Origin of the sequence: Streptomyces sp. CC208A (genome assembly GCF_030010625.1) — a bacterium.
Lineage (GTDB): Bacteria > Actinomycetota > Actinomycetes > Streptomycetales > Streptomycetaceae > Streptomyces.
Genome location: NZ_JASCXN010000009.1, coordinates 1 through 11863 on the forward strand (window position 1 = coordinate 1; position 11863 = coordinate 11863).

10 protein-coding genes are annotated in these 11863 nt (G+C 71.8%); 2 read left to right on the forward strand and 8 right to left on the reverse strand.

From position 1 onward, the window contains the following. Positions 1 to 17 precede the first annotated feature (17 nt). On the forward strand, positions 18 to 221 hold the full coding sequence (locus tag QK442_RS12360; protein WP_282694114.1) for an acyl-CoA carboxylase epsilon subunit: 204 nt from the start codon (positions 18 to 20) through the stop codon (positions 219 to 221). Between the two features lie 86 nt (positions 222 to 307). On the opposite strand, the gene QK442_RS12365 is transcribed toward QK442_RS12360, so the two are convergent. The 8 genes from QK442_RS12365 to QK442_RS12400 all read right to left on the reverse strand — a co-directional run bounded on the left by QK442_RS12365 (position 308) and on the right by QK442_RS12400 (position 11048). Further along, positions 308 to 889, reverse strand: a complete 582-nt coding sequence (locus QK442_RS12365) for an ATP/GTP-binding protein (RefSeq protein WP_282693957.1) — start codon at positions 887 to 889, stop codon at positions 308 to 310. Continuing rightward, complete coding sequence (locus QK442_RS12370; RefSeq protein ID WP_282693958.1) at positions 870 to 1394, reverse strand: DUF742 domain-containing protein; 525 nt, start codon at positions 1392 to 1394, stop codon at positions 870 to 872. Before QK442_RS12370 ends, QK442_RS12365 begins: the two co-directional genes overlap by 20 nt. Before the next feature lie 91 nt (positions 1395 to 1485). Next, positions 1486 to 1899 carry a roadblock/LC7 domain-containing protein gene (locus QK442_RS12375; protein ID WP_128978734.1) on the reverse strand — a complete coding sequence of 138 codons (414 nt, stop codon included), beginning with the start codon at positions 1897 to 1899 and terminating at the stop codon, positions 1486 to 1488. Positions 1900 to 1909: 10 nt separating this feature from the next. Next, entirely contained in the window at positions 1910 to 5167 is a 3258-nt protein-coding gene (locus QK442_RS12380; protein ID WP_282693959.1) for a nitrate- and nitrite sensing domain-containing protein, read from the reverse strand. Between the two features lie 351 nt (positions 5168 to 5518). Then, the gene (locus tag QK442_RS12385; RefSeq protein ID WP_282693960.1) at positions 5519 to 6100 is read right to left on the reverse strand and encodes an ATP/GTP-binding protein; all 582 of its coding nucleotides are present in this window, start codon (positions 6098 to 6100) and stop codon (positions 5519 to 5521) included. Further along, entirely contained in the window at positions 6081 to 6491 is a 411-nt protein-coding gene (locus tag QK442_RS12390; RefSeq protein WP_282693961.1) for a DUF742 domain-containing protein, read from the reverse strand. Before QK442_RS12390 ends, QK442_RS12385 begins: the two co-directional genes overlap by 20 nt. 156 nt (positions 6492 to 6647) lie before the next feature. Further along, on the reverse strand, positions 6648 to 7061 hold the full coding sequence (locus QK442_RS12395) for a roadblock/LC7 domain-containing protein (RefSeq protein WP_053644606.1): 414 nt from the start codon (positions 7059 to 7061) through the stop codon (positions 6648 to 6650). A gap of 9 nt (positions 7062 to 7070) precedes the next feature. Further along, on the reverse strand, positions 7071 to 11048 hold the full coding sequence (locus QK442_RS12400; protein WP_282693962.1) for a nitrate- and nitrite sensing domain-containing protein: 3978 nt from the start codon (positions 11046 to 11048) through the stop codon (positions 7071 to 7073). 576 nt (positions 11049 to 11624) lie between these two features. On the opposite strand from QK442_RS12400, the gene QK442_RS12405 reads away from it, so the two are divergent. After that, positions 11625 to 11822, forward strand: a complete 198-nt coding sequence (locus QK442_RS12405) for a hypothetical protein (RefSeq protein ID WP_282693963.1) — start codon at positions 11625 to 11627, stop codon at positions 11820 to 11822. Positions 11823 to 11863: the final 41 nt, after the last annotated feature.

Below are 11863 nucleotides of genomic sequence, written 5' to 3' on the forward strand. Positions count from 1 at the left end.
AAGAGGAGCCCACCGAAGTGACCACACCCGCCACCGCCGGCCTGCTCCGCGTCGAGAAGGGCCAGGCCGATCCCGAGGAACTGGCCGCCCTCACCGCGGTCCTGCTCGCCCGCGCCGCCACCCAGCCCGAACCCGCCGTAGCCGGCCACGCCCGCACCGCCGCCGGCTGGCGCCGCCTGGAGCGCGAGAACGGCTTCCGCGCCCCGCACAGCTGGCGCTGACGCCCGCGGCACAGCACGAGAAAGGGCCCCGCTCCTTCGAGGAGCGGGGCCCTTTCGTGTCGCTGCCGACGACCCGTCGGGACGGGTTACCGCAGGCGGGCCATGAGGGCGTGCTCGACGAGGGTGATGAGCGCGCTCTTGGCGTCCGCGCGGTGGCGGGCGTCGGTGGTGATGATGGGGGTGTCGGGGCCGATCTGGAGGGCCTCGCGGACTTCGTCGGGGGTGTAGGGCTGGTTTCCGTCGAAGCCGTTGAGGGCGATGACGAAGGGGAGGCCCGAGTTCTCGAAGTAGTCGACGGCGGGGAAGCAGTCGGCGAGGCGGCGGGTGTCGACGAGGACGACGGCGCCGATGGCGCCGCGGACGAGGTCGTCCCACATGAACCAGAAGCGGTCCTGACCGGGGGTACCGAAGAGGTACAGGATCAGGTCCTGGTCCAGCGTGATGCGGCCGAAGTCCATGGCGACAGTCGTCGTCGTCTTGTCGCCGGTGTGCGTGAGGTCGTCGATGCCCGCCGACGCGGACGTCATCACGGCCTCGGTACGCAGCGGGTTGATCTCCGAGACGGCGCCGACGAACGTGGTCTTGCCCACGCCGAAGCCGCCCGCCACCACGATCTTCGCGCTGGTGGTAGAACGGGCCGCACCGCCGCTAGAGCTTGCGAAGTCCACTGAGCACCCTTTCGAGCAGTGTCACGTCTGGCTGACCGCCGGCGGCCTCGTCGCCGCCGGGCTGGTGGATGGCGACAAGTCCGGCCTCGGCCAGGTCGGCGACGAGGATCCGGGCAACGCCGAGGGGGATGGAGAGAAGGGCCGAGATCTCCGCGACCGACTTGATCTCGAAGCACAGCCGGCAGATCCGCTGGTGCTCGGGCAACTGCCCCTGCAGCCGGGCCGGATCGGCCGTCGTACTGACCAGTGCCTCGATGGCGAGCTGGTAACGCGGCCGGGTCCGGCCACCGGTCATCGCGTAGGGACGCACGAGAGGGTTGTGCGCGCCGCCGCTCGCGGGGCGCTGGGCCGCCGGCCGCTGGGCCTGCGGCTGCCCGTACGACGGGGAGACCCCCTGTCCGCTGGGTGCGGAAGGGAAGTTGTACCGGTTCTGCGCGGTGTCGCCGAGCGGCGCCTGATGCGCATCGAAACCGTTGTAGGGGTTCGCCCCCGGGGGTGTTCCCACGTCTCCTCCTCGACTGCCTCGCGGCCCATGTCCCTTGGACCGCGTCACCGCACCCTAACGGTGCGGTGACGTGGAACGCACTGTGTGTCTGTTAGTTGAGAAGACTTCCCTGGAGTTCCGCCCGCAGGTCCGGGGTGAGGACGGAACCCGCGCGGTCCACGAGCAGGGCCATCTCGTAGCCCACCAGACCGATGTCGGACTCCGGGTGGGCGAGGACGGCCAGCGAGGAGCCGTCCGAGATCGACATGATGAAGAGGAAGCCGCGCTCCATCTCCACCACGGTCTGGTTGACCGCGCCGCCCTCGAAGATCCGGGACGCGCCCGCGGTCAGCGAGGTCAGCCCGGAGGCGACCGCCGCCAGCTGGTCGGCACGGTCCCGGGGGAACCCCTCGGACATGGCCAGCAGGAGTCCGTCGGCGGAGACCACCACCGTGTGGGACACCCCGGGGGTGTTGTCCACGAAGTTGGTGATCAACCAGTTCAGATTCTGCGCCGCCTGGCTCATCGGGCTCACACTAACGCTCCTGGTTGTAGGTACTACCCGGGCCGAGGCCCGATCCGTTCGTGTCCGACCCCGCGGTGCGTCCCTGCTGGACACCGCGGCGCAGGTTGCTCAACCTGCCCCGCACGTCCTCGGGTGCGCGGGAGACCTGGGGGCCGCCCTGCGGGGTCTGCTCCGCGGTGCCCTCGACCAGGTTGGCCTTGGGGACGCGCCGGGGGAGACCGGACGGAGTGACCCCGCCCGCCTTCGGCTCGCGGAGCTTCTTGGCCTGCTCCCAGCGCTCGTCATTGGCCGAGCGCCATTCGTCGGAGCCGTCGTTCTCGTTCTTCTCGTCCTGCCCCGCCGGCTGCGCGGGCTGGGCCGGCGGTACGGGCCGCTGCGCCTGGGGCGCCTGCGGGGCGACACCGCCGCGGCGCGGCAGACCGGCGTCGGTCAGTGCGTGGCCGGTGTCCGGAGCGGGACTCGGAGCCGGAGCCGGACGGTCGAAGCCTACGCGCTCACGGCCCTGTTCGGGAGCGGCCTGCGAAGATTCCGATTCCGGCCGGTAACCCTGGTCGAAAGCACCCTGGTAGGAGCTCTGCTCCGGCCACTGGCCCTGGTGGGACCGGCCCTCGAACGCCTGGTCGTATCCGGCGTGGCCCGTCTCCTGGCTGCCGTACGCCGCTTCCGCATACGTCTGCTGCGGGTACGCCTCGGGCTGCTGGTCGTAGGTCTCGTAACCCTGCTGCTGCGGGTAGCCGTAGCCGTCCTGCGGCTGCTGCTCGTACCCCTGGGCGTAGTCCTGGTGGTACTCCTGGCCGTACTCCTGGGCCTGGCCCTGCTGCTGCTCGTAGCCGGAGCCGTACTCCTGGCCGTAGCCCTGCTCCTGGTCGTACTCGGAGCCGTACTCCTGGCCGTACTCCCGGCCCTGCTCCGTCTCGTCCTGGAAGAGCGGGCGGTCGCCGCCCTGCACCTGGGCCTCCAGGGCCGCGCGGCGCTCCTCGCGGTTCAGCGAGCGGTTGACCGGGTCCAGCCGGCGGCCCTCGTCCTGCTGCTCGTAGCGCGAGTCGTCGAAGCCGAGCTCGGCCGCGGTCCGCATCGGGGCCCCCGGGGCCTCGAAACCGGTCTGCTGCTGGTGCGGGATGATCTGGGAGACCGTGAAGTCGTCCTGGACCGGCTGCTCGCCACCGCCACCGTGGGTGATCGCGTCCGGCAGCATGATCAGCGAGGTGGTGCCCGCCTGCTCGCCCGAGGGGCGGAGCTGGACCCGGATGCCGTGGCGGTCGGAGAGCCGGCCGACCACGAACAGGCCCATGCGCTGGGAGACGGCCGCGTCCACCGTCGGCGGGTTGGCCAGCTTGTGGTTGATGTCCGCGAAGTCCTCGGCGGTGAGGCCGATGCCCTTGTCGTGGATCTCGACCATCACGCGCCCGTCGGGGAGACGGGTCGCGGTGACGCGGACCTTGGTCTGCGGGGAGGAGAACGTGGTGGCGTTCTCCAGGAGCTCGGCGAGCAGGTGCACGAGGTCGGTCACGGCCTGGCCGTGGATGTCGGCCTCCGGCACGCCCTCGATCTCGATGCGCTCGTACTGCTCCACCTCGGAGGAGGCGGCGCGCAGCACGTCGACCAGCGGGACCGGCTGGTCCCAGCGGCGGCCCGGCTCCTCGCCGGCGAGGACGAGGAGGTTCTCGCCGTTGCGGCGCATACGGGTGGCCAGGTGGTCCAGCTTGAAGAGGTTCTCCAGCTGGTCCGGGTCGGCCTCGTTGTTCTCCAGGTCGGTGATGAGGGTCAGCTGGCCCTCGATCAGCGACTGGTTGCGGCGCGAGAGGTTGGTGAAGATCGCGTTGACGTTGCCGCGGAGCATGGCCTGCTCGGCGGCGAGCCGCACGGCCTCGCGGTGGACCTGGTCGAAGGCGCGGGCGACCTCGCCGATCTCGTCCTGCGAGTCGATCGGGATGGGCTGCACCCGGGTGTCGACCCGGCCGGGCTCGGTACGGGAGAGCTGGTCGACCAGCATCGGCAGGCGCTGCTCGGCGATGCCGAAGGCGGCGGTGCGCAGCTCGCTCATCGAGCGGCTCATCTGCCGGGCCATCATCCCGGCGAGGATGAAGGCGGCGAGCAGGGCGACGACGACGATGCCGCCGGTGACCCAGGCGTCCGTCTTGGCGTCGTCGGAGATCGTGGTGGCCTCGGCCACGGCCTTGTCGACGAGGACCTTCTCGACCTCGCTGTAGCCCTCGAACTTGGCGGTGGCGACCGCCAGCCAGGTCTCGGCGTTGATCCCCCTGGCCGCGAGGGCCTTGGCCGCGTCGGCGTCCTGGGCGCTGCCGATCGCGCCCGCGAGGCCGGAGTAGACCGAGCCGTCCTTGCCCTTGGGCAGGGTGATGCCGGCGGCCTGCATCCGCTTCTCGCCCTCGGCGGCCTTGCCGGTCATGACCTTCTTCAGCCGCTCGACGTCCTCGGCGGTGCCACCGGAGTTGTACTCGCCGAGGGCGATCTGCTCCAGGTAGTTGTACGAGTTGAAGGCGACGGACTGCTGGGCGAAGACGGCGGGCTTGGCGCTCGGCCGGACGAGCAGCTGGGTGCCGATGGAGCGCTGGAGCGACGCGGCGCCCTTGGCGAGCTGGATCGCGTAGACGGTCCGGCCGTAGCTGGTGACGTTGCCGGTGCCCAGGCCGAGCTCGTTGGAGAACTCCATGAGGTAGTGCTGCACGCCGGTGTACGCGAGCTGGGTGTTCACCGGGTCCTGCGAGGCCGTGTAGGCGATCTTGCGGAGCGCCGCGAGCTTGGGCTCCTCGTTCTTGAACGTCTGCAGACGCCGTTCGAGGCCCTGGCCCGACGGCATGTTCTCGACGGCCTTGTCGAAGGCGGCGCGGGCCGCGTCGGTGGCCGCGTACGCCTGGGTGATCTCCTGGCTGTCGCGGTCCTTGCCGGAGAGCAGCGGGGCGGCCGTCAGGTCGCGCTCGTTGAGGAGCGCGGTGGAGTACTCCGAGGCGGCGCGCACGATGCGCGCCGTCTTCTCGGCGTCCTGGGCCTCCTGCCAGGTGTCGATGGACCCCTTGACCTGGAAACCGCCCATGACGAGGCCGACGAGCACGGGTATGAGGAGGATCGCGTTCAGCCGGGTGGGCACGCGCCAGTTGCGCGGGGACAGCTTGCTGGAGCTGCCCCGGGGGGCGGGCGCGGGCTCGGGCGTCACCGGTACGTCCGCGGGCGACACCGCGCCGCGCGACGGCGGGGTGAAGTTGCCCCGCGCCTCCTGCTCCGCGGAGCTGTCCATGCTGCGCCTCACTCGACCAACAACCTCTCGGCGTCGGCACCTACGTCGTGCCGGTGTTTCGTTCAGGGCCGTACTACTCGGGAGTTCATGAATTGCAGCACGTGAAGGGGGCCGGTTCCAAACAGTGGGACGGGCCCGCTTTCCGTGGTCCACGCCTCACCTAAAACGGGCATAAAGAGCGAGCCCCGCCAAATGGCGGGGCTCATGTGAGCGCAGTGACACCGATCGGATGCGTCGGGTGTCCGAGGCGCCCGAATTCTCTGTCGAAATGTTATGAAGCCCGGGCCGGCCCGTGGCCAAGGACACAGCTCGGCCCCGGCCGTCCCGATCCGGCGGCATATGACAACTGCCCAGGTGGGAAGGCTACTTGAGCCGGGCCATGAGGGCGTGCTCGACGAGGGTGATGAGCGCGCTCTTGGCGTCCGCGCGGTGGCGGGCGTCGGTGGTGATGATGGGGGTGTCGGGGCCGATCTGGAGGGCCTCGCGGACTTCGTCGGGGGTGTAGGGCTGGTTTCCGTCGAAGCCGTTGAGGGCGATGACGAAGGGGAGGCCCGAGTTCTCGAAGTAGTCGACGGCGGGGAAGCAGTCGGCGAGGCGGCGGGTGTCGACGAGGACGACGGCGCCGATGGCGCCGCGGACGAGGTCGTCCCACATGAACCAGAAGCGGTCCTGACCGGGGGTACCGAAGAGGTACAGGATCAGGTCCTGGTCCAGCGTGATGCGGCCGAAGTCCATCGCCACCGTGGTGGTGGTCTTGCCGCCGGTGTGGGTCAGGTCGTCGATCCCGGCGGAGGCCGCGGTCATCACGGCCTCGGTACGCAGCGGGTTGATCTCCGAGACGGCGCCGACGAACGTGGTCTTGCCCACGCCGAAGCCGCCGGCCACCACGATCTTCGCGCTGGTGGTCGATCTGGCGGCGTCGCCGCTAGAGCTTGCGAAGTCCACTGAGCACCCTTTCGAGCAGTGTCACGTCCGGCGTGCCGCCGGCTTCTCCGTTGCCCGGCTGGTGGATCGCCACCATGCCCGCCTCGGCCAGGTCGGCCACGAGGATCCGGGCGACACCGAGCGGCATCGTCAGCAGGGCGGACACCTCGGCCACCGACTTGACCTCACGGCACAGGTGGCAGATGCGCTGGTGCTCGGGGAGGAGCGTGGCGAGGTGCGCCGGGTCGGCCGTGGTGCTGACCAGGGCCTCGATGGCGAGCTGGTAACGCGGCCGGGTCCGGCCGCCGGTCATCGCGTACGGACGGACCAGCGGCTGGTCGCCCTCATGACCGTACGGATCGTCCTGGGACGAGCCGCCGTACGGATCGTGAGTGGCGGGGGGCGGTGTCATGAATCCTCCGGGCGTGACAGCAAGACTTCTGCCGTCTGATGGGGCCGGTGGGGGGCCGGGTGGGGCGGCCGGACGGTGAACGGTGCGGGGGCGGTACGTGAGGGGGAGGTACCGCCCCGTCGAGGGGAGGGCGGGTGCCGCGGGCGGGTGGGGCCGCTAGTGCAGCAGGCTGCCCTGGAGCTCCGCGCGGAGATCCGGGGTGAGGACGCTGCCGGCCCGGTCGACCAGCAGCGTCATCTCGTAGCCCACGAGGCCGATGTCGCACTCGGGGTGCGCGAGCACGGCCAGCGAGGAGCCGTCCGAGACCTGCATGAGGAAGAGGAAGCCGCGCTCCATCTCCACCACGGTCTGGGCCACGGGACCGCCCTCGAAGATCCGGGAGGCGCCCGCGGTCAGCGAGGTGAGTCCGGACGCGACCGCCGCCAGCTGGTCGGCGCGGTCACGGGGGAATCCTTCGGACATGGCCAGCAGAAGGCCGTCGGCGGAGACCACCACTGTGTGGGACACCCCGGGGGTGTTGTCCACGAAGTTGGTGATCAACCAGTTCAGATTCTGCGCCGCCTGGCTCATCGCGCTCAACTATCGCTCCTGCTGGTGGTTCGGACCGAGGTGGAAGCTACCCGTGGTCGAGTTGCCCGCCTGACGGCCCTGCTGGATGCCGCGGCGCAGGTTGGTGAGCCGGCCGCGGACGTCGTCGGGTGCACGCGAGACCTGGGGGCCGGCCGTGTGGGCCTGCTCCTGGGCGGTCCCGGGTACGAGGTTGGCCTTCGGCACACGGCGCGGAAGACCGGAGGTGGTGACCCCGCCGGCGGAGGGCTTGCGCGCCCGCTCGGCCTGGCGCACCAGGTCGTCGTTGGGCGAGGGCCGCCAGGCGGCTCCGCCCGTCCGGCCGCCGTCACCGGCGACCGGACCGCCGGCCGGCCGCGGACCCGCCGGGGCGGGCTGCTGCACGACCGGGGTCTGCGTGGTCTGCTCGACCCGGGGCGCCGGCTGCGCCGGACGGCCCTGGGCCTGCTGCTGACCCTGGTCCTGGTGGAACCAGTTGGTCTCCAGCGTGTCGTACAGCGGCGTACGTCCCTCGCCCGCGCCCGGCGCCGGCGGCAGGGCCTCCGGACGACGCGGCCGACCGAGCTGCTGGGGACCGGCCTGCTGGGGACCCGGCTGCTGCGGTCCCGCCTGCTGCGGTGCGCCGAAGTCGTTGCCGGTGCGCTGACGCGGGGCCGGGGGCTGCGGGGCCTGCGGCTGCTGCTGCGCCTGCGGTACGAAGGGCTGGTTGCCGTACGGCGGACGGCCCTGGTACTGCGGAGCCTGGGGGGCCTGGGGCGCCTGCGGTGCGCCGAAGTCCGGGCGCGGGAACTGGCCGGTGGAACCCGGACCCTGGGGGGCCTGCGGGGCGCCGAAGTCCGGGCGCGGGAACTGGCCCGTGGAGCCGGGACCCTGGGGGGCACCGAAGTCCGGACGCGCGAACTGCGCGGTGGACGCCGGGTCCTGGGCCTGCGGGGCCTGGGGGACCTGGGGCGCCTGCGGGGCACCGAAGTCGGGGCGCGGGAACTGACCGGTCGAACCGGGGCCCTGCGGGGCGCCCGGCGCGGCGAACGAGCCCGTGGTCTCCGGGTCGTCGTGGCCGCGCGGGGCGTCCAGCGGCGTCATGTCCTGCTGCGGGCGGCGCACCGGCTGCTGCTGGGCCGGGTCGCTGCCCCAGCTCGCGGCCTGCGGGCGCTGGGGGTTGCCGCCGGGCAGCTCGGCGCGCGGGAAGCCGTTCGGGGCGCCCAGCGGGTCCTGCTGCTGCGGGACCTGGGGGGCCTGCGGCTCCTGCGGGCTCTGCTGACGGCCGCCCCACACGTCCGTACGGGACGGGATGGCGCTGGCCGCGCCGCCGATGAGACCGGCGCCGGGGCCGGGCTGCTGCGGCTTGGGGAGCTGCGGAAGCTGACCGGTCTGCTCCAGCTGGGCGTTGGCCGGCTGGGGCTGCTGGGGCTGCTGGGGCTGCTGCGGGGCCGGGGCCTGGGGGGCCTGCGGCGCGCCGTCACGGGCGGGCAGCGCGGTGCGCGGACCACCGGCCGGGCCGACCTGGCCGCGTGCGCCACCCGGACCGGCGCCGAGCCGGCCGGCCGGAGCCGACGGGCCGCCGAGGCCCGGACGTCCGGCACCGGGACCGCCCGCACCGGGACCGCCCGCGCCGGGACCACCGCCCGCGCCGGGGCCGCCGGGGAGACGGCCGCCGGGGGCGTTGCCACCCTGCGGGGCCGCGCCCTGGGAGCCCGGGCCCTGCTTGGGGGCCGGCTTGCGGCCGCCCTGGGCGACGTCGACCGGGAGCATGACGAGCGCGGTGGTGCCGCCCGAGTCGGACGGGCGCAGCTGGATGCGGATGCCGTGTCGCAGGGACAGGCGGCCGACCACGAAGAGGCCCATGCGGCGGGAGACGGAGACGTCCACGGTGGGCGGCGAGGCGAGCCGCTCGTTGATCGCCGCCAGGTCCTCGGGGGAGAGGCCGATGCCGGTGTCGTGGATCTCGACGAGCACGCGGCCGTCGGGCAGCGCGTGACCGGTGACCCGGACCTTGGTCTGCGGGGAGGAGAACGAGGTGGCGTTCTCGAGCAGCTCGGCGAGGAGGTGCACGAGGTCGTTGACGACCCGGCCGACGACGTCGGTCGCCGGGACCGCGGCCAGTTCGATGCGCTCGTACTGCTCCACCTCGGAGGCGGCGGCGCGGAGCACGTCGACCAGCGGGACCGGGCGGGTCCACCGGCGGCCCGGCTCCTCGCCCGCGAGGACGAGGAGGTTCTCGCCGTTCCGGCGCATACGGGTCGCGAGGTGGTCGAGCTTGAAGAGCGAGGAGAGCTGGTCCGGGTCGGCCTCGCGGGACTCCAGCTCGGAGATGAGCGAGAGCTGACGCTGGATGAGACCCTGCGAACGGCGCGAGAGGTTGGTGAACATCGCGTTGACGTTGCCCCGGAGGAGGGCCTGCTCGGCGGCGAGGCGGACGGCCTCGCGGTGCACGTCGTCGAAGGCCGCGGCCACCTGGCCGATCTCGTCCCGGGAGTGCACACCGACGGACTCGACGGAGGTGTCGACGTCCTGCGGGTCGGACTCGGAGAGCTGCTTGACGAGCTCGGGCAGGCGTTCCTGGGCGACCTTGGTCGCGGTGTCCTGGAGCCGGCGCAGCGAGCGGATCATGGACCGCGCCACGACGAAGGCGCCGATGAGCGAGACGCCGAGGACGAGGAGGATCAGCGCACCGTTGATGATGGCCTCGCGCTGCGACTCCTGCCGCAGCTCACGGGCCATCGTCTCCATCTCGCCGAGGAGCTGGTTCTCGATGCGGCCCATGGCCGCGATCTTGGTCTCGTACTCGTCGGTGAAGTTGAGGTAACCGCGCTTGTCCCTCTGACTGGTGATGGCGGCGTCGGACTTCAGCACCCGCTCGGCGTACTTCTCGGCGTCCACGATCGTGGGGTTGCCGGAGCGCAGCGAGTCGGTGAGGTCGGCGGCGTTGCCGCCGGTCGCCTCGTAGATCGCCGTGAAGGACTTGAAGGCGTTGCTCTCGCCGCTGAGCGCGGCCTCGCCGTAGAGGCGGTCACCGGGCTTGAACTGGCCGGTGGTCTTGTCGCTGGCCGGCAGGGCACCCGCGATGATCGCCTGCTGGATGGAGGCGTACTCCTTGGCGGACGAGAACGCGGCGAGCGCGCGGGTCCGCTTGATCATCTCGGGGTTGCTGGTCGCCTGCGCCATGTCCTGGGAGAGGCTGAGCAGCGAGCGGATGAGACGGCTGTACGCCTCGACCGTCACCGAGTGCTGGACGCCCTTCTTGTAGGCGTTGCCCCGGATGTTGGTGAGGTCGATGACCTGCGAGGCGATCGTGTTGACGTTCGAGCGGATGCTCCGCAGCGCCTCGTCGTTCTCGCCGTTCGGGATGGCCCGGGTCGCGTCGAGGAAGGCGTCGTACTGACGGTCCGTGCGGCGCCGCGGGTTGGCGATCTGGTAGTCGCTGACCGGGCGGCCGTTGGCGAGCGGACCGGCGGACAGGTCGCGCTCGGCCTGGAGGGCCTGGGCGAGCGCGGTCGCCTCACGGGTCAGCTTGGTGAGCAGCTGCATGTGGTCGAGCTGCTGCATGTCCTGCAGCGACTCGTTGATGCGGATGCCGCCGAGGCTGGTGGCCGCGACCACGGGGAGGGTCAGCAGGGCCACCAGGCGCGTGGAGATGCGCCAGTTGCGCAGGGCTATTCGGGGGCCGGTCGAGTTCTCGGGGTTCGTGGGCGGGGCGTCCTTCTCCCCGCCCTTCTTCTTCCCGCGCGCGGCGGTGGCCGCGTCGGACTCGCCGGGCGCGGCGGACGGGCCGGAACGGCGTGCGGAGCCCTCGCCGGGCTCGCCGTTCGGCCGCGCGGCCTTGCCCTGGTTCCTGCCCTGGCCGCCCGGGCCGGGCGCCTGCTGGGCGGAGTGCGGGGCCCCGGGACCGCGATCGGCCCCGGTACGCGGTTCCTGCTCCGACGGAGCGTCCGCGCGACCCTTGCGGGCCGGGGCGGAGCCCGCGCCATCCCTCTTGAAACGTCCCTGCACTAGCGTCGCAACCTCTGGACCAGGCGTCCTTCCGGGTGGAACCGGAGCGGACGGTGTCGGCGTCGATGGGGCGCGTCGGCGCGCCCCGGGTGGTCGTCGGTGACCGGCGCAGATCCCCCTCCTCCGCCGCTCGGCCGGCGCTGCGTTGCGCCCCCTGCGTGCCGGCTTCTGAAACCCACGACGGTGCGTGGAATTCCAGCACAGTGCCGGACCTCCAACAAGGGCTGCGGTCTGTACCGCAGCACCGATGACAACCCGTGCGCGGGAGGTCACGGCGCGTAGAAGATGATCACGGAGGATTCGGACTTTTCCGTTGCAATGACTCGGCGTCCCCGAGTGTCCCAGTAGCGATGATCAGGAGCGGAATGGATCGTTCAGTGGCGTAATGCCCCTTTCCGTGACCTGACATGACCGTCCGTAATGCCCGGAATGTCCGTCCGTTGGTGAGGAAACTCACACGAGAATGGATGCCTTAGCCATGCATTCGAAGGGAACGCCTTGATTTAGCCTGACGCTTTACAGCATCATCCCCGCGCCCGCACGGGCGCCCGTCCCGGAACAAGGTCTGCCAGCGCGATGACTGCACCCACGCCCGCCACCACGGCCAACCCGCGCCGCTCCACCCTCGCCCACCTCGCGGACGCCGCCGCCCTCGACCGCGGCGCCACCCCCGAGTACGCGACGGAGCTGCCCGGCACCACGGCCAACCCGCGCCGTACCGTCCTCATGCAGCCCCCCGCGCCCCACGTCCCGGCCTACCTCACCGAGGCCTGACCCGCCCGCCCCGGAAAGCCGCCCCTGAAGCCGGCCCGGAA

Excerpts from the sequence above, each read along its gene's own strand:
- QK442_RS12375 (WP_128978734.1), bottom strand. The coding sequence starts at position 1,899 with ATGAGCCAGGCGGCGCAGAATCTGAACTGGTTGATCACCAACTTCGTG.
- QK442_RS12405 (WP_282693963.1), top strand. The coding sequence starts at position 11,625 with ATGACTGCACCCACGCCCGCCACCACGGCCAACCCGCGCCGCTCCACC.
- QK442_RS12395 (WP_053644606.1), bottom strand. The coding sequence starts at position 7,061 with ATGAGCCAGGCGGCGCAGAATCTGAACTGGTTGATCACCAACTTCGTG.
- QK442_RS12390 (WP_282693961.1), bottom strand. The coding sequence starts at position 6,491 with ATGACACCGCCCCCCGCCACTCACGATCCGTACGGCGGCTCGTCCCAG.